General features: G+C 71.0%; 15 protein-coding genes. 9 read left to right on the top strand and 6 right to left on the bottom strand.

Translation table 11 applies throughout. The annotated features are described in order from the left end of the window. Positions 1–126: 126 nt before the first annotated feature. From glpK to ACFWE2_RS17960, 3 genes are all read right to left on the bottom strand, one after another. Entirely contained in the window at positions 127–1,641 is a 1,515-nt protein-coding gene (gene glpK, locus ACFWE2_RS17970; RefSeq protein ID WP_377225581.1) for a glycerol kinase GlpK, read from the bottom strand. Positions 1,642–1,692: 51 nt separating this feature from the next. Next, the gene (locus ACFWE2_RS17965; protein WP_377225580.1) at positions 1,693–2,424 is read right to left on the bottom strand and encodes an MIP/aquaporin family protein; all 732 of its coding nucleotides are present in this window, start codon (positions 2,422–2,424) and stop codon (positions 1,693–1,695) included. Positions 2,425–2,528: 104 nt separating this feature from the next. Then, a complete protein-coding gene (locus ACFWE2_RS17960) occupies positions 2,529–4,274 on the bottom strand; it encodes an FAD-dependent oxidoreductase (protein WP_377225579.1) in 1,746 nt (581 codons plus the stop codon). Positions 4,275–4,470: 196 nt separating this feature from the next. Between ACFWE2_RS17960 and ACFWE2_RS17955 the strand changes: the two genes are divergently transcribed. Continuing rightward, a complete protein-coding gene (locus tag ACFWE2_RS17955) occupies positions 4,471–5,004 on the top strand; it encodes an amino-acid N-acetyltransferase (RefSeq protein ID WP_377225578.1) in 534 nt (177 codons plus the stop codon). 48 nt (positions 5,005–5,052) lie between these two features. Here the strand turns inward: ACFWE2_RS17955 and ACFWE2_RS17950 are convergent, their stop codons facing one another. Further along, complete coding sequence (locus ACFWE2_RS17950; protein ID WP_377225577.1) at positions 5,053–5,949, bottom strand: A/G-specific adenine glycosylase; 897 nt, start codon at positions 5,947–5,949, stop codon at positions 5,053–5,055. 190 nt (positions 5,950–6,139) lie between these two features. Between ACFWE2_RS17950 and ACFWE2_RS17945 the strand changes: the two genes are divergently transcribed. Next, positions 6,140–6,931: a hypothetical protein gene (locus ACFWE2_RS17945; RefSeq protein WP_377225576.1), complete on the top strand. Its 792-nt coding sequence runs from the start codon at positions 6,140–6,142 to the stop codon at positions 6,929–6,931. Between the two features lie 76 nt (positions 6,932–7,007). Here the strand turns inward: ACFWE2_RS17945 and disA are convergent, their stop codons facing one another. Together disA and radA are read right to left on the bottom strand one after the other, a co-directional pair. After that, on the bottom strand, positions 7,008–8,084 hold the full coding sequence (disA, locus tag ACFWE2_RS17940) for a DNA integrity scanning diadenylate cyclase DisA (RefSeq protein ID WP_377225582.1): 1,077 nt from the start codon (positions 8,082–8,084) through the stop codon (positions 7,008–7,010). Between the two features lie 59 nt (positions 8,085–8,143). After that, positions 8,144–9,637 carry a DNA repair protein RadA gene (radA, locus tag ACFWE2_RS17935; protein ID WP_377225575.1) on the bottom strand — a complete coding sequence of 498 codons (1,494 nt, stop codon included), beginning with the start codon at positions 9,635–9,637 and terminating at the stop codon, positions 8,144–8,146. 107 nt (positions 9,638–9,744) lie between these two features. On the opposite strand from radA, the gene ACFWE2_RS17930 reads away from it, so the two are divergent. The 7 genes from ACFWE2_RS17930 to ACFWE2_RS17900 all read left to right on the top strand — a co-directional run bounded on the left by ACFWE2_RS17930 (position 9,745) and on the right by ACFWE2_RS17900 (position 16,807). Beyond that, entirely contained in the window at positions 9,745–10,695 is a 951-nt protein-coding gene (locus ACFWE2_RS17930) for a phosphatase PAP2 family protein (protein WP_377225574.1), read from the top strand. Between the two features lie 115 nt (positions 10,696–10,810). Further along, positions 10,811–11,464, top strand: a complete 654-nt coding sequence (locus ACFWE2_RS17925; protein WP_377225573.1) for a hypothetical protein — start codon at positions 10,811–10,813, stop codon at positions 11,462–11,464. A gap of 22 nt (positions 11,465–11,486) precedes the next feature. After that, a complete protein-coding gene (gene proC / locus ACFWE2_RS17920; RefSeq protein WP_377225572.1) occupies positions 11,487–12,290 on the top strand; it encodes a pyrroline-5-carboxylate reductase in 804 nt (267 codons plus the stop codon). A 46-nt stretch (positions 12,291–12,336) separates the two neighbouring features. After that, positions 12,337–13,338, top strand: coding sequence for a LacI family DNA-binding transcriptional regulator (locus ACFWE2_RS17915; RefSeq protein ID WP_116673460.1), 1,002 nt, complete (start codon positions 12,337–12,339; stop codon positions 13,336–13,338). Between the two features lie 343 nt (positions 13,339–13,681). Further along, complete coding sequence (locus ACFWE2_RS17910; RefSeq protein ID WP_377225571.1) at positions 13,682–14,539, top strand: carbohydrate ABC transporter permease; 858 nt, start codon at positions 13,682–13,684, stop codon at positions 14,537–14,539. Then, positions 14,539–15,402 (top strand): carbohydrate ABC transporter permease, encoded by an 864-nt coding sequence (locus ACFWE2_RS17905; RefSeq protein WP_377225570.1) that lies wholly within the window; start codon positions 14,539–14,541, stop codon positions 15,400–15,402. Before ACFWE2_RS17910 ends, ACFWE2_RS17905 begins: the two co-directional genes overlap by 1 nt. A gap of 58 nt (positions 15,403–15,460) precedes the next feature. Further along, positions 15,461–16,807, top strand: coding sequence for an ABC transporter substrate-binding protein (locus ACFWE2_RS17900; protein ID WP_377225569.1), 1,347 nt, complete (start codon positions 15,461–15,463; stop codon positions 16,805–16,807). The last annotated feature ends 50 nt before the right edge of the window (positions 16,808–16,857 follow it).

Here is a 16,857-nt window from a genome sequence, read left to right as displayed (position 1 = left end):
GCGTTCACGCGCCCCAGGGGGCGCTCCACTTCGGGAACGTCTTACTGCCGGACAAGGCCTTCCTTGCCCTCCGCGGACCCAGCCATCGGACCAGCCACCGGACCCAGCCACGGAGAGCCGCGAAACTCAAGACACGTCAGAGTCCACCCAGTCGAACGTCTTCGTCACGGCCTTCTTCCAGCTCCGGTACTGACGCTCCCGCTCGTCCTCCGCCATGGAAGGCTCCCACCGCCGGTCCTCGGCCCAGTTCGCGATCACGTCCGCCTCCCCGTTCCAGAAACCGACCGCGATGCCCGCCGCGTACGCCGCGCCGAGCGCCGTCGTCTCGGCGACGACGGGCCGGACGACGGGCACCCCGAGCTGGTCCGCCTGGAACTGCATGAGCAGCTCGTTGGCGACCATGCCGCCGTCGACCTTGAGCTCGGTGAGGTCCACGCCGGAGTCGGCGTTCATGGCGTCCATGACCTCGCGGGTCTGGAACGCCGTCGCCTCCAGCGCGGCCCGCGCGATGTGGTTCCGGTTCACGTACCGGGTCAGACCGACGAGCGCGCCGCGGGCGTCCGGCCGCCAGTACGGCGCGAACAGGCCGGAGAACGCGGGCACGAAGTAGGCGCCACCGTTGTCCTCGACCTTGCGGGCGTACCACTCGACGTCGGGCGCGTCGTGGAACAGGCCGAGGTTGTCGCGGAGCCACTGGATCAGCGATCCCGTGACGGCGATGGATCCTTCGAGGGCGTAGATCGGAGCCGCGTCGCCGATCTTGTAGCAGACGGTGGTGAGCAGGCCGTTCTCGGACGGGACCTTCTCGGTGCCGGTGTTGAGCAGCATGAAGTTGCCGGTGCCGTACGTGTTCTTCGCGGTACCGACCTCGAAGCACGCCTGCCCGAACGTCGCCGCCTGCTGGTCGCCGAGGATGCCGGAGATCGGCACGCCGGGCACCATCCCCCGCGGGCGGCCGTTGCCGTACACCTCGGAGGAGGAGCGGATCTCGGGCAGCATCGAGAGCGGGATGCCCATGTCCGCCGCGATGTCCTCGCGCCAGGACAGCGTGTCGAGGTCCATGAGCATCGTGCGCGACGCGTTCGTGACGTCGGTGACGTGCACGCCGCCCTCGGGCCCGCCGGTCATGTTCCACAGGACCCACGCGTCGGTGTTGCCGAACAGGAGGTCACCGCGCTCGGCGGCCTCCCGTGCGCCCTCGACGTTGTCGAGGATCCACTTCACCTTGGGACCGGAGAAGTAGGTGGCCAGCGGCAGGCCGACGATCGACTTGTACTTGTCCGCGCCCTCGGACCCCGCGAGCTCGTCGACGATGGCCTGCGTGCGCGTGTCCTGCCACACGATGGCGTTGTAGACCGGCTTGCCGGTCGTCTTGTCCCAGACCACGGTGGTCTCGCGCTGGTTGGTGATGCCCACGGCCGCGAGGTCGGTGTGGTTCAGGTTGGCCTTGGTCAGCGCGAGCCCCACCACCTGGCGGGTGTTGTCCCAGATCTGCTCCGGGTTGTGCTCCACCCAGCCGGCCTTGGGGAAGATCTGGTCGTGCTCCAGCTGGCCGGTGGACACGATGGTCCCGGAGTGGTTGAACACGATCGCCCTGGTGCTCGTGGTGCCCTGGTCGATCGCGAGTACGTAGTCAGCCATCGGTGTTGACTCCCTTGTCTGTGTCAGGTTCGAGATGCGGCCGCTACCCGGTCAGGCCACGGCCGCCGCGACCAGGCCGCCGAGCGCGCCGCCTACCAGCGGCCCGACCACCGGCACCCACGAGTAGGCCCAGTCGCTGGAGCCCTTGCCGGGGATGGGCAGGACGAAGTGTGCGATGCGCGGGCCGAAGTCACGCGCGGGGTTGATCGCGTACCCGGTGGGCCCACCGAGGCTCGCGCCGATACCGACGACGAGGAGGGCGGCCGCGAGCGGGCCCAGGTCGACGGGCGAGTTGCCGAACGACAGGATCACGAAGACCAGCATGAACGTGGCGATCGCCTCGGTGACGAAGTTCCACGCGTACGAGCGGATCTCCGGACCGGTGGAGAAGACGCCGAGCTTGACGGCCGGATCGGCGTCCAGGTCGAAGTGCTGCTTGTGCGCCAGGTATGCGAGGACGGCACCGACGAAGGCGCCGGCGAGCTGAGCGACCCAGTAGAAGATCATGTTGACGAAGTTGGCGGGGACGCCCTCTGCGAACTCCTCGGCGCCGCTGGACAGGATGCCGAGCGTCACCGCGGGGTTGATGTGCGCCCCGGACTTCATCGAGACGAACACGCCGGCGAAGACCGCCAGGCCCCACCCGAAGTTGATGAGCAGCCAGCCGCCGTTGAACCCCTTGTTCTTGGGGAGGATGACGTTCGCCACCACGCCGGCGCCGCCGAGGATCAGGATCATCGTGCCAAGGAACTCCGGCACCATGATGTCCGTGAATGCGTTCATCACTGACTCGCTTTCTGCCGACTGCTCTGTCGGCGTACGGGGGTGAACCCGGCGGTGCCTCTGCGGTAGCCCGTCGGCAATCTGGTAGTGGTGGTCAGGGATCCTTAGTTTCGGAGCGGCTGCATGGCAGCCACGTCAGGGGTGGCCAGGCGTGCCCGTTCGGCAGCCTCGTCGTCGGGTGCTTCCTCGGCATGGCGTTCTGCCTCGATCCGCGCCTGCCACGCGCGGACCTCCCGTTCCTCGTCGGACGCGTCCCAGCCGAGCAGTGGCGCGACGACGGACGCGACCTCCGCGGCCGCCTCCGTGCCCCGGTCCACGATCTCGTAGACGAGCCGCGTGCGGTGCGCCAGCACGTCCTCCAGGTGGAGGGCGCCCTCGTGGCTGACGGCGTAGTGGGCCTCGGCCCGGAGATAGGCCGGGGCGTGCTCGAGCGGCGCGGCGAGCGTCGGGTCGACGTCGCACAGCTCGACGATCTCGGCGAGGTTCGCGCCGTACCGGTGCAGCAGGTGGTCGAGCAGCGGGGGAGTCCAGCCGAACCGCTTGCCCCACGTGCGCGCCTGCCGCTGCACGGCCCGCAGCCCGACGGCGCCCGTGAGCGGGATCTGGTGCGTGATCGAGGGAAGTGCCGCGGAGCGCTGCCCGATGGCGAAGTCGACGGCGTCCTTCGCCATGATCCGGTAGGTCGTCAGCTTGCCTCCGGCGATCACGGTGAGGCCGGGCGTAGGCGAGGCCACCGTGTGCTCACGGCTGACCTTCGCGCTGCTCGTGCCCGCCTTGGTGCCCGGCTGGAGCAGCGGACGCAGGCCCGCGTAGGTGCCGATGATGTCTTCCCTGCTCAGGGGGTGTGCCAGCACGGCGTTGGCGTGGTCGAGCACGTAGTCGATGTCGGCGCTCGTCGCCACGGGGTGGGTCGGGTCGAGACTCCACGGGGTGTCGGTGGTCCCGATGATCCAGTACCGGCTCCACGGGATGACGAACAGCACGGACTTCTCCGTCTGCAGGATCAGCCCGGCGTTGCCCCGGATGCGTTCCCGCGGGACGACGATGTGTACGCCCTTGCTGGCGAGGACCCGGAGCCCGCCCTCCGAACCCGCGAGGGCCTCGGTCTCCTCTGTCCACACGCCTGTCGCGTTGATGACCGAGCGGGCCCGGACGGTGATCTCCTTGCCCGTCTCCAGGTCAACGACCACCGCGCCGTTCACAGCGCCCGTCGCGCCCTGCGTCAGGCTCACGACCTGGGTGCGGCTCGCGGCGTGCGCGCCGTAGCTCGCGGCGGTGCGGATCAGGGTCGCGACCAGGCGGGCGTCGTCGACCGACGCGTCCCAGTACTGGACGGCGCCCACCGCGGCGTCGTGCGCCAGGTCCGGGAACTTGGCCTCCATCCGGTTCTTGCTCAGGTGCCGGTGGAACGGCATCGGGCGGCGACCCGGTGTGAGCGTCGCGAGCACGTCGTACATCAGGATGCCCGCGCCGACGTAGGCGCGCTCCCAGACGCGGTGCTCCAGCGGATACAGGAACGGGACCGGTCGCACCAGGTGCGGTGCGAGGTCCCGGAGCAGGAGGTCTCGTTCGGTGAGGGCCTCGTGGACCAGCTCGAAGTCGAGCATCTGCAGGTAGCGCAGCCCGCCGTGGACCAGCTTGCTGCTGCGGCTGGAGGTGCCCTGCGCCCAGTCCTGCGCCTCGACCACGGCGGTGGACAGCCCGCGCGTGACAGCGTCCAGCGCGATGCCGGCGCCGGTGACGCCGCCTCCGATCACCAGGACGTCGAGCTCGGCCGAGGGACTCACGCTGGCTTCCAGTGCGGCCAGCGCCTGTGTTCTCGCGTCTGCGGTCAGCCGTGTGGATGCCATGCGCCAAACTCACCATGCATTCCGTCACTTGGCAACACCTTTGCCCTGTGAAGTGGGGTGTGTTGGGAGGTTCTCTTGCTCACAGTCCGATCGGCCCTTCGATTCGTCTGAACTGCCCGCTTGTGGTCGTGGCCTGGTATGCCCGCCTGGTGGGGGCCGCGGGCACCGTGTGCGGCCCCGGCCGTAGTGTGTCGGCGTGACGACATCCGAGTCGCGGACCGCGCCTGTGATCCGACCCGCCCTCCCCGCCGACGTGCGCTCCATCCGCGATCTCGTCGAGCCGCTCAGCCAGGAACGCATCCTCCGGCCGTACGAGATGGTGGGGTACTACGAGGCGGTCCAGGAGTTCATGGTGGCGACCGACCCGGCCGGCGCCGCGGGCGACACCGCAGTGGGCTGCGGGGCGCTCCACGTGATGTGGGACGACCTCGCCGAGGTGCGCACGCTGGCAGTGCACCGCGACTGGAGGGGCCGCCGGGTGGGGCACACGCTGCTCGAGGCACTGATCGAGCGGGCGCGGGCGCTGGGCCTGCGCCGCGTGTTCTGCCTGACGTTCGAGGTCGACTTCTTCGCGGCGCACGGGTTCCGGGAGATCGACGGCACGCCCGTGACCCCTGAGGTGTACGCCGAGCTGCTGCGCTCGTACGACGAGGGCGTGGCCGAGTTCCTCGACCTGGCCCGCGTGAAGCCCAACACCCTCGGCAACTCCCGCATGCTCCTGGAGCTCTGACCCGGACCCGCCCCTCGCCGAGGTAGAGCGCGCGTCCGGACGCACGCTCTACCTCGGCAGGTGGAGGCGGTTCGCCTCGTCCTGTTCCGCCAGGCCGTCCTCGATCAGGCCGGCGATCGCGCGGTCGAGCTGCCCCGGGTCGTGCCACAGGGACGCGAGAAGGGCCCGGTCCACGGGCTCGGCCGCCTGCCGGAGCTCGGCCATGACCCGGCCGCGAGCCTGCCGGTCGGTACCAGCCCACCCCTGGGTGCGACGTCGGTCGGCGAGCGCGTCCGGTGGTGAGCCCGCGCGCCGCCACGCGCACAGCTCCGCGACCGGGCAGGCGCCGCACTTCGGTGCCTTCGCGGTGCAGACCAGCGCGCCCAGCTCCATCGACGCGGCGGCCCAGCGGGCGGCCTCCGTGTCCCCGGGCGGTGCGAGCGCGGTCGCCAGGGCCCGTTCGGCCGCCGTGTACGACGGCGCGGGCAGGGCCGTCCCGCCGACCGCCCGCGCGAGCACCCGGCGCACGTTCGTGTCCACCACGACCGAGCGCTTCCCGTAGGCGAACGCGAGGACCGCGGCGGCCGTGTACTCGCCGACGCCGGGCAGCGCGCGCAGCTCCTCCTCGGTCCGCGGTACGACGCCGTCGTGCCGTTCGACGATCACCCTCGCGCACTCCTGCAGCCGCAGCGCGCGGCGCGGGTAGCCGAGCCGGCCCCAGGCGCGCAGCACGTCGGCGGTCGGCGCCTCCGCCAGGTCCGCGGGTGTCGGCCACTGCTCCAGCCACGCGCGCCAGGCGGGTTCCACGCGTACGACGGGGGTCTGCTGGAGCATCACCTCGCTGACGAGCACACCCCACGGCGTCCGGTCGGGTGCGCGCCAGGGCAGCTCGCGTGCGGCGCCGTCGAACCACCGCACGACGCCGGAGCGCACCTCGGTACGCCGTGTCGCCTCCCGTGCTGTCACGGTGTCTCATCCTGCCGCACCTGTGCGCCCTGCCGAAGCCGGGAGCCGCCGGCGCGGTGCCCCCTCCGGACCGCACGGAGCCCGTGAACCAGGACACATGACCGACTCGACGGCGCGGCTGCCACGGAGGCGGCACCCGACGCCGTACTTTGTGGCTGCGGGGTGTCACCGCACGTCAGACCGTTTCTACATGCTTCAGCGAGAGGTTCAGCAGGTGGTCAGTGCACCGGAGCGAGCCGAGCGGACCCAGGGGCGCGGCGGGCAGCAGGTCCCCGTCACCAGACGCCCGCGCCGGTTCGGGCGCGTGATCGCGGTGCTGGCCGTCCTGGTGGTCGGCGGTGTCGGCGCGGCCGTCACCTGGCCCCGGTCCGAAGCGTCGATCGTGTCGGCCAAGGAGAACCCGCCCGCCCCCGTTGACCCGAACGCCGCTGCGTCGCCGTGCGCACCCGAGGATCTCGACATGGGCCTCGCCGCGGACCGCGCCACCGTCACACCCGGCGTGCGGGTCGGGTTCACGGTCTTGCTGCGGAACGAGGGAGAGGTGCAGTGCCTCGTCGACGCCTCGCGGCACAACCTCGCCGTCACCGTCTACGAGGGCGAGGTGGGCGAGCCGACGGCGGAGCGCGCATGGTCGTCGGCCGACTGCGCCAAGAAGGAGGAGCGGCTGCTGCTCCTCGGACCGGGCGACGTCGACGTCACCGATGTGAGCTGGTCGGACTCCCGGTCGGTGCCCGGCTGCGAGCCGGGGCAGCCCAAGCTGTCCGCCGGTCGGTACACGGCCCAGGTCACGCTCGCGGGCGCCGAGGGTGCCTCCAGCGACGTCGTCCAGCTGACGTACACGGTGCCGGAGCCGAGCAGGTCGCCCTCGCCGTCGGGCAGCCCGTCCGCCAGCCCTTCCGGGAAGGCCTCGGCCGACCCGAGCGCGTCGCCCGACCCGAGTGCGAGTCCGAGCACGTCCGCCAACCCGACCGACAAGCCCTGATCACACCGTTGAGTGCTGGCTATTTGCGCTCTTCGGCGCGCTGACGGCGCAAATAGCCAGCACTCAACGACGTCGGTCAGACGTAGCGCTCGAGGATGCTGGACTCCGCGAGCCTCGACAGGCCCTCGCGGATGGTCCGGGCACGCTGCTCGCCGACACCGTCGACCGACATGAGGTCGTCCACGCTCGCGGCGAGCAGCTTCTGCAGGCTGCTGAAGTGGCCGACGAGCAGCTCGATGGTCGTGTTCGGCAGGCGCGGCACCTTGGACAGGAGCCGGTAGCCGTGCGGTGCGACCGCCGCGTCGAGCGCGTCCCCGCCGCCGGGCAGGTCCAGGATCCGGCCGATCTGCCCCATGTCGAGGAGCTGCTGCGACGTGAGCGCGGAGAGCTCGGCCTGCACGTCGGCGAGCGTGCGGTCCTTGCGGCCCAGCACGTAGTCGCGGATCACGAACTCACGGTCCGAGCCGACGTCGCCGATCAGCTCGTCGAGCTGCAGCGCCAGCAGGCGGCCGTCCACCCCGAGTTCGATGACGTAGCCCGCGATCTCGTCGGAGATGCGGCCGACCATCTCGAGGCGCTGTACCACCGAGCAGACGTCGCGGACCGTGACCAGGTCTTCGATCTCCAGCGCGGACAGCGTGCCCGACACCTCGTCGAGGCGGGCGCGGTACCGCTCGAGCGTCGCGAGGGCCTGGTTGGCGCGGCCGAGGATCGTGTCCGAGTCCTCCAGCACGTGCCGCTGCCCGCCCACGTAGAGGGCGACGATCCGCATGGACTGGCTTACGGAGATGACGGGGAAGCCGGTCTGCTTGGCGACCCGTTCGGCCGTGCGGTGGCGCGTGCCCGACTCGGTGGTCTCTATGGTCGGGTCGGGCAGCAGCTGCACCGCGGCCTTCCGGATGCGGGTGGCGGCACGGTCGAGCACCACCGCACCGTCCATCTTGGACAGCTCGCGCAGACGCGTGGCGGAGAAGTCGACGTCGAGCGCGAAGCCGCCCGAGCAGATCTGTTCGACCGTCGGGTCGAGGCCCAGGACGATGAGCGCGCCGGTCCGGCCGCGCAGGATGCGCTCGAGCCCGTCGCGGAGTTCGGTCCCGGGCGCGACGGCGGCCAAGGTCTCCCGGAGCAGCTCGTCAGGGTGCGAGGAGGTCATGGCCACGAAGAAATCCTACGCTGTGCGCTGGGTCACAAGCAGTTCGTTTCACGAAGCGGTCAATCGTCGTCCACGGCACGGAGCGTTCTGCCGCCCGTCGGCCTACCCGTCGACCCGCCCGCCGGCCTACCCGTCGACCCGCCCGCCGACCCGCCCGCCGACTGGGCCCACTCGACGGCGTCGCGGATGTGCGAGGCCTCGACGAGCTGGAGTCCCTCAGGTGCCTTGACCCCCGTCCCGTGCGGTATGACGGCATGCGCGAAGCCCAGGCGTGCGGCCTCGCCGAGGCGGCGATCCAGTCCTGCGACCGGGCGCAGGTCGCCCGCCAGGCCGACCTCGCCGATGGCGACGGTGGCACCAGGCAGCGGTCGGCCCTCGCGCGCGGACACGAGCGCGAGCGCGGCCGCGAGGTCCGCGGCAGGCTCGGTGATCCGGGCACCACCCACCGTCGAGGCGTAGACGTCCAGGTCGGCGAGGCGGAGGCCGCTGTGGCGCTGGAGCACGGCGAGGATCATGGCGAGCCTGCTGGAGTCGACGCCGCTCGTCGCGCGGCGCGGATTGCTCAGGGGGCTCGGCGCCACGAGCCCCTGCACCTCGACGGCGAGCGGGCGGCGCCCCTCCAGCGTGACCGTGATGCACGATCCGGCGACCCCCGAGCCCGCGTGCGACAGGAACAGCCCGGACGGGTCGGGCAGCCCGACGATCCCGTTCTCCGAGAGGTCGAAGCAGCCGACCTCGTCGGTCGGGCCGTACCGGTTCTTCACCGCGCGGATCATGCGCAGGCGCGAGTGCCGGTCGCCCTCGAACTGGCACACCACGTCGACCAGGTGCTCGAGCGTGCGCGGACCGGCCACGGAGCCGTCCTTGGTCACGTGGCCGACGAGGATCGTGGGCATCTGCCGTTCCTTCGCCACGGCGATCAGCGCGGCGGCGACCTCCCGCACCTGCGACACGCCGCCCGGTGCGCCGTCCACCTGCCCGGACGCGATGGTCTGCACCGAGTCGACGATGAGCATGTCCGGCTGGTTCACCTCGAGGTGGCCGAGCACCGTCCCGAGGTCGGTCTCCGCGGCGAGCAGCAGCGTCGGTGACAGCGCGCCGATGCGCTCGGCCCGGAGCCGGACTTGGCCGGCGGACTCCTCGCCCGTCACGTACAGCACGGTGCTGGGCGACCCGAACCCGTCGGGTCCGAGGGCGCCGTCTGCCACGTTGCTCGCCACGTCGAGCAGCAGGGTCGACTTGCCGACACCCGGCTCACCCGCGAGCAGGATCACCGCGCCAGGGACCAGCCCGCCGCCGAGCACCCGGTCGAACTCCCCGATGCCGGTCGGGTTGGCGCGCGCCGACTCGACGTCGATCTCGGCGATGGGCCGGGCGGGCTCACGGGCGGGCGAGACGGCGGCCGTGCGCGGTCCGGACGCCGCCGGTCCGTCCTCGCTCACGGTGCCCCACGCCTGGCACTCCCCGCAGCGGCCGACCCACTTGACGGTGGTCCAGCCGCACTCGGCGCAGCGGTACGCGGGCCGTGCCCGCTTGGAGGTCGATGAGGTCACGTGCGCCACCGTACGTGCCGCCACTGACAGTGATGATGTTCTGAGGTTCCTGGGGTCGTGTCGTGCTGGCGTCCGAACGGGCAACCGGGGTCAGGTATTTTTCGACCATGCCGATCTCCGAAGGGCGCTTGGCGCGCCACGACGGATCGCGCACCGGCCCCCACGCCTCCGTGTCCCCGTCCGGTCCGGGTCGTCCGACGGTCAGGCCGGCCGGCGTGGCCGTGGCTCTCGCGGCCGCACTGGGCACCTGGCTCGTCTGGTGGGCGATGGTCACCACGTGGCCGGGACAGCGTGTCGAGGAGCGGGTCTTCGTCACGGCCGACCGGTTCCAGGACGTCGTCAACCACCTGGTGGAGCCCGTGCTGCTCCTCGGTTCGCCGCCGTGGCTCGTGACCGGCCTCCTGGCGGCGTGCGGGATCGGCCTGCTGCGCCGGAGGCCGGCAGCCGCGGGTCTGGCAGCCGTCGTGATCCTGGGATCGAACCTGACCACGCAGGTGATCAAGGACGGGGTGTTCCACCGCACGGGCCTGGTCGGCGAGTGGAACCGGGACGTCAACACCCTGCCGAGCGGCCACGTCACGGTGGTGGCGGCGGCCTGGGCGGCGCTCCTGCTGGTGGTCCCGCGCACCTGGCGGCCGGCGACCGCGCTCGCCGGTGCCGCCGCGACCTGCGCCATGAGCCTGGCGACGGTCGCCGACCGCTGGCACCGCCCGTCCGACGTCGTCGCGGCGGTGCTCGTGGTGGTGGCGTGGACGTCGCTGGTGTGTGCCCTCGCGCCGGCCGCGTGGGCAGGCCAGGACGACGTCGGTCCGGCCGGGGGCGGTGACGGCGCGGCGCTGCCGGTGATCGTGCTCCTCGGGACCGTCGCCGTGCCGACGGCGGTGCTCTCCGTCCTGGCGGCCGCGGCGACGGAGGGCCGCGTCCGGGCGACGGCTCCGTTGGACGACGGCCTGACCGCCTACCTCGGAGGACTCCTCGCGGTGTGCGCGATCTCGGCCTTCGGGTTCGCCGTGCTGCTCTGGGTGTGCCGGACGGCGGCAGGGAGCCGTCGGGCCTGACCGGACGGTCGTCCAGCACCGGGCGTGCCTCCGCCCGAATGTCAGTGCCCCGACATAGGGTTTCGGCTGAGCCACCGTGACGCACCCGGTGGACAGAGCCCGGGGGAGCAAGGACATGACCGACCAGCGCGCGAACTCACCGCGCACCGGCGCGACCGCGTCGGTGACCGCGAGGAAGGCGTCGCCCGCCGTGTACCGCAGGCGTCGGCTCGTGGTGGTCGTGGGGCTGCTCGTCATCGTGCTCTTCCTGGTGCTCGTGGCCGGCTTCGTGTGGCCGGGCCTCTGGCGCGGCGGCGCGACGCCGCAGCCGGTTCCCACGGTGACCGTCACCGAGGCCGTACCGACGCCAACGGTCAAGGCGATGGAGCGCAGCGGTGACGAGACCGCCTTCCAGCAGGCGCTCCCGTCCGCGGTGCTCCAGTTCGCGCTCGGCGCGCTCACCGAGGCGAAGGAGCCCAAGGGGGAGGGCGCGCTCGAGGCCTGGAACGCGGAGTACGCCGACGGCGACACGGGCGAGGTCGCGTTGCTGGCGGGCCAGTGGGCGACGGAGGACGAGGCGGCCACCGCGGCCGCCGCCTGGACCCGGTCGGCCGGCGAGGCAGAGAGCGAGGGCGACGTGAAGGTCGGCAAGAAGGTGGTCGGCCAGTACGCGATCGTGCCGGCCAAGAGCGGCAAGGCCGTCGTCGTCTGGCAGAACGGGACCGCGGTCATGCGGGCATCCGGTCCGGCCGACGTCATGGAGGACTTCTACGCGGCGTTCCCCCTGTGAGCGCGCGGGGGAGAATGGCCTCGTGAATCAGCGACTTGCAGTGCTCGGGGCGGGAAACATGGGTGAGGCGGTGCTCGCGGGCGCGCTGTCCGCGGGCTGGGCGCCGGCCGACGTCGTGGCCACCGTGCGTACCGAGGCAAGGGCTCAGCACCTGCGCGAGACCTATCAGGTCGCCACGACCAGCGACAACGTGTCGGCGGTCCGGGGCGCGGGTCTCGTGCTCGTCGGTGTGAAGCCGAAGGACGTCGGCGCCCTGCTCGACGAGACGGCGCGCGCGATCGAGCCCGGCGCCGTCGTGGTCACGGTCGCGGCCGGCCATCCGGCGGCGTTCTACGAGCAGCGGCTGCCCGCGGGCACCCCCGTCGTGCGGACGGTGCCCAACACCCCCGCGGCGATCGGTGCGGGCATCACGGCGATCGCGCCCGGCGCCGCGGCGACGGAGGCGCACCTGCAGGCCGTCGAGCACCTGTTCGCCGGCACGGGGGCCGTGGTGCGCGCGGCGGAGAAGGACCTCGACGCCGTCTCGGCCATCTCGGGATCCGGTCCCGCGTACGTCTTCTACGTCGCCGACGCCCTCGCCGAGGCGGGTGTCCTGCTGGGCCTGACGCGTGACGTCGCGCGTCGCCTCGCGGTCCAGACCCTGCTCGGCGCGTCCCGCCTCATGGACGAGTCGGGCGAGCATCCGGTGCTCCTGCGGGAGAAGGTCACCTCGCCGGGTGGCACCACGGCGGCGGCCCTGCGTGCCCTGGACGACGGCGGTGTGCGCGCCTCGTTCCTGACCGCGGCGACCGCAGCACGTGACCGCGCCCGCGAGCTGGGTGGATGATCCTCCCGTGACCATCTCTCGACCCGCGACGACGCGGCCGCCGGCAATGGCCGACGTAGCAGCCCTCGCCGGCGTGTCCCACCAGACCGTCTCCCGTGTGCTCAACGGGCACCGGAGCGTGCGCCCGGCGACGCGGGAGAAGGTGCTTGCGGCGATCGCCGAGCTCGGGTACCGCCGCAACAGCGCGGCACGGGCCCTGGTCACCGCGCGTTCGGACACCGTCGGTGTGGTGACGACGGGGTCCCCGCTGTTCGGCCCGTCGAGCACGCTGATCGCGGTCGAGGAGGCCGCACGCGAGCAGGGCTGGTACGTCAGTGTCGCGACGCTGCGCCGGTACGACGCCGCGACCATGCACAACGCCATGGAGCACTTCATGGACCAGGCGGTAGAGGGCATCGTCGTCATCGCGCCGCACACCGACGTGGCCGACGCGGTGGAGTCGTTCCGGGCGCCCGTGCCGGTGGTCCTGATCGCGGCCCGGGAGCTGGATCCGGACGTGCCGACGATCCCGCTGGCGGTGGACCAGCGGGCCGGCGCACGGCTCGCCGTCGAGCACCTGATCGAGCTGGGGCACAAGCGCATCCTGCACGTCGCGGGTCCGCCGGACTGGCTGGACGCCGTCGAGCGCGAGGAGGCCTGGCGGGCCGTCCTGACCGAGCACGGCCTGCCGGTTCCCGAGCCCGTGATCGCGGGCTGGAGCGCGGACCGCGGCTACATGGTGGGCCTGGACCTGGCGCAGCGGGTCAAGGCAGGGACCGGCCCGACGGCGGTCTTCGCCGCCAACGACCAGCTCGCCCTCGGCCTGCTGCGGGCGTTCTGGGAGTGCGGCGTCTCCGTGCCCGACGACGTCTCGGTGGTGGGCTTCGACGACGTCGACGGCTCCGGCCACTTCATCCCGCCGCTGACCACCGTGCGCCAGCCGTTCGTCGACCTCGGCCGCCGGAGCGTCGCACTGCTCCTCGCCGCGATGGACGGTGGCAAGCCGGCGGCGGAGCTGATCGCCCCAGAGCTCGTCGTGCGCAGGAGCGCGGCCGCTCCGCGCGCGTAGTTCCCGCGCGTAACCGCCGGGCGTGCGAACCGCGCGCGCAACCGACGAAATCGTTTGGACCGGACCCCAAAGTTGCGGTTGCGCAACGTCGTCCGCGCACCGCGGAACGAGGCGTTGACACGTCCGCAGCGCAGTGGCAGAGTCACCGCGCACGAGGATGTTTACGTTCACATTTCGTCGTGGGGCAACCCTGTTGCCCGAAGCATGCCTAGGACATTGACGTCCAGGTGAGTCCGGACGCCGCTGTCCGGGGAAAGGGGTGCCGCCCGTGCCAGGCAGCCGCCCATTGGCTCCAGATCGTCGCCAACCTCTGCTGGGCCGCCGTCGCTCCCCGAGTCTCCGCGTGTCCGCGGCAGGCTGGAGCTTCGTCGTGCCGTTCCTTGTCGTGTTCGCGCTGATGATCGTGACCCCGCTCGTCTACTCCATGTACCTGAGCCTGTTTCGCAACCAGCTCATGGGCGGTACGACCTTCGCGGGGCTCGACAACTACGTGACCGCCTTCTCCGACCCCAAGCTTTGGGACGGCGCCGGCCGCGTCGGGCTGTTCCTCCTGGTCCAGGTCCCGATCATGCTGGCGCTCTCGCTGATCGCCGCGCTCGCGATCGACAGCGGCCGCCTGCACGGCAAGGAGATCTTCCGGGTCGCGCTGTTCCTGCCGTACGCGGTGCCCGGGGTCGTCGCGGTGCTGATGTGGGGCTTCATGTACGACGACCGCCTCGGCCTCACCGGGAGCGTCAACGACCTGGTGGGCTTCGCTCTCATCGACCCGTACACGAAGCAGTGGATCCTCACGGCGATCGGCAACATCGTGACGTGGGAGTTCGTGGGCTACAACATGCTGATCCTGTACGCGGCGCTCAAGACGGTGCCCGCCGAGGTCTACGAGGCCGCCGCCATCGACGGCGCGGGCCAGTTCCGCATAGTGCAGGCCATCAAGCTGCCGGCGGTCCGCGGGGCGCTCGTCATCGCGACGATCTTCTCGATCCTGGGCAGCTTCCAGCTCTTCAACGAGCCGACCATCCTCAAGGAGATCCAGCCGGCCCTGATCTCGTCGTACTACACGCCCAACATCTACGCGTACAACCTCAGCTTCGAGGGCAACCAGGTGAGCTACGCGGCAACCGTCGCGATCGTTATGGGCCTCGTGACGGCGATCATCGCGTACATCGTGCAGCTTCGTGGGACGCGGAGGGACTCGTGATGGCCGGCTACTCCTACCTCCGGCCGCGCAAGTCGGTCACGCTGACGGTCCTGCTCGGGGTGCTGCTCGTCTACTCGGTGCTGCCGCTGGCCTGGATGGTCTTCAGCATCACCAAGACGCAGCCCGAGCTGCTCAGCTCGTTCGGCCTCTGGTTCTCGGGTCCGTTCGCCCTGTTCGACAACCTGCAGCAGGTCGTGACCCACGACGACGGTGTGTTCCTCAAGTGGTTCGGCAACACGCTGGTCTACGTGGTCGTCGGCGCCGGCGGCGCCACGATCCTGGCCACGGCTGCCGGGTACGGCCTGGCCAAGTACCGGTTCCGTGGCCGCAACGCGGTGTTCGCGACGATCCTCGGGTCGATCGCGGTGCCGGGCACCGCGCTCGCCGTGCCCACGTTCCTGCTGTTCAGTCAGTGGGGCCTCACCAACACCATGTGGGCGATCATCCTGCCCTCGCTGGTCTCGCCGTTCGGCCTCTACCTCATGTGGGTGTTCTCCGCGGAGGCGGTGCCGACGGAGATCCTGGAGGCGGCACGGGTCGACGGCGCGGGTGAGTGGCGCACCTTCTTCACGATCTCGCTCCGGCTGCTCGCGCCGGGCATCGTGACGGTGGCGCTGTTCGCGATCGTCGCGACCTGGAACAACTACTTCCTGCCCCTGATCATGCTCAACGACCCGGACCTGTACCCCCTGACGCTCGGCCTGTACCAGTGGCTGGCCGACGCGTCGGGTATCGGGGCCCAGCCGGTGTTCAACCTGGTCATCACCGGTTCGTTCCTGACGATCGTGCCGATCGTCATCGTGTTCCTGGTGCTCCAGCGGTACTGGCAGTCGGGCTTGAGCGCGGGCGGCGTGAAGGCATGACCGGTGTGCCGGAAACATCGAAAGACCTGAACTACGACGACGTGGAAGAAGGAAGACCATGACCATCACCCGCAACCGACGTGTCGCGCTCGGGGCCCTGGCCACCCTGCTGGCCGCTTCTCTCACCGCCTGCTCGGGCGGGGAGGAAGGCGGCGGTGGTGGCGGGACCGAGGGCGCCAGCGCCGAGGAGATCGAGGCAGCGCTCCAGGAGGGCGGCACCGTCACCTACTGGACGTGGACCCCGCAGGCCGAGAAGCAGGTCGAGGAGTTCGAGAAGGCGTACCCCGAGGTCGACGTGAAGCTCGTCGACACGGTCGGGGCCGGCGAGGCCAACACCAAGCTGCAGAACGCCATCGCGGCCGGCAAGGGCGTGCCGGACGTCGTGCAGATCGAGTACCAGTCCGTGCCGCAGTTCCAGCTCCCTGGCCAGCTCACCGACCTCACCGCGTACGGGTTCGACGAGCTCGAGAGCCTGTACACGGCCTCGACCTGGGGCTCGGTGTCGCAGAACGGCGGGATCTGGGGTCTGCCGCAGGACTCCGGCCCCATGGCGTTCTTCTACAACCAGGAGGTGTTCGACGAGGCCGGTGTCGAGGTTCCCACCACCTGGGACGAGTACATCGAGGTCGCGCGCGCCATCAAGGAGCACGACCCGGACAAGTGCCTCGCGAACGACTCCGGTGACCCGGGCTTCACGACCAGCATGATCTGGCAGGCCGGCGGCACCCCGTTCCAGAACGACGGCGAGAACGTCACCATCGACCTGGCCGACGAGGGCACCACCCGGTTCGCCGAGATGTACCAGCCGCTCATCGACGACGAGCTGATCTGCCAGCTCCCCGGCTGGAGTGACGAGTGGTACCAGGCGCTGGGCGACGGCACCATCGCGTCGGTCGCGCTCGGCGCGTGGATGCCCGGCATCCTCGAGGACGGCGTGCCCGACGGCAAGGGCAAGTGGCGCGTGGCCCCGATGCCGACGTACGACGGGACCCCGGCCAACGCCGAGAACGGTGGCAGCACGGAGTCCGTCCCGGAGGCGTCGGAGAACAAGCTGCTCGCCGCCGGGTTCCTGAAGTGGCTCAACTCGAGCGACGAGTCGATCAAGGCCTTCATGGAGACCGGCGGCTTCCCGGCGACCGTCAAGCACCTCGAGTCCGAGGAGTTCCTGAACTACGAGTCCGAGTACTTCGGCGGCCAGAAGATCAACGAGGTGCTCGGCGGCGGCGCGGCCGACGTCAACGAGGGCTGGCAGTACCTGCCGTGGCAGTCGTACGCGAACAGCATCTTCGCGGACACGGTCGGCCAGGCCTGGCTCGACAAGTCCTCGATCCTCGACGGGCTGGCCGCCTGGCAGGAGGAGAACGTCTCCTACGGCACCGGGCAGGGATTCACGGTGAACGGCTGACGCCGCCGGCGTCGGCCACATCGAGACCATGAGCGAGCGGGGATCCCGGG

Origin of the sequence: Promicromonospora sp. NPDC060271, assembly GCF_042726755.1 — a bacterium.
Taxonomy (GTDB): domain Bacteria; phylum Actinomycetota; class Actinomycetes; order Actinomycetales; family Cellulomonadaceae; genus Promicromonospora.
This window is presented reverse-complemented; position numbering and strand designations above follow the sequence as displayed.

Bases quoted from the DNA above. Each gene is read 5' to 3' on its own strand.
- glpK (WP_377225581.1), bottom strand. From the start codon at position 1,641: ATGGCTGACTACGTACTCGCGATCGACCAGGGCACCACGAGCACCAGG.
- ACFWE2_RS17930 (WP_377225574.1), top strand. From the start codon at position 9,745: ATGCCGATCTCCGAAGGGCGCTTGGCGCGCCACGACGGATCGCGCACC.
- ACFWE2_RS17915 (WP_116673460.1), top strand. From the start codon at position 12,337: ATGGCCGACGTAGCAGCCCTCGCCGGCGTGTCCCACCAGACCGTCTCC.
- ACFWE2_RS17945 (WP_377225576.1), top strand. From the start codon at position 6,140: ATGCTTCAGCGAGAGGTTCAGCAGGTGGTCAGTGCACCGGAGCGAGCC.
- ACFWE2_RS17965 (WP_377225580.1), bottom strand. From the start codon at position 2,424: ATGAACGCATTCACGGACATCATGGTGCCGGAGTTCCTTGGCACGATG.
- ACFWE2_RS17960 (WP_377225579.1), bottom strand. From the start codon at position 4,274: ATGGCATCCACACGGCTGACCGCAGACGCGAGAACACAGGCGCTGGCC.
- ACFWE2_RS17900 (WP_377225569.1), top strand. From the start codon at position 15,461: ATGACCATCACCCGCAACCGACGTGTCGCGCTCGGGGCCCTGGCCACC.
- ACFWE2_RS17925 (WP_377225573.1), top strand. From the start codon at position 10,811: ATGACCGACCAGCGCGCGAACTCACCGCGCACCGGCGCGACCGCGTCG.
- disA (WP_377225582.1), bottom strand. From the start codon at position 8,084: ATGACCTCCTCGCACCCTGACGAGCTGCTCCGGGAGACCTTGGCCGCC.
- ACFWE2_RS17905 (WP_377225570.1), top strand. From the start codon at position 14,539: ATGGCCGGCTACTCCTACCTCCGGCCGCGCAAGTCGGTCACGCTGACG.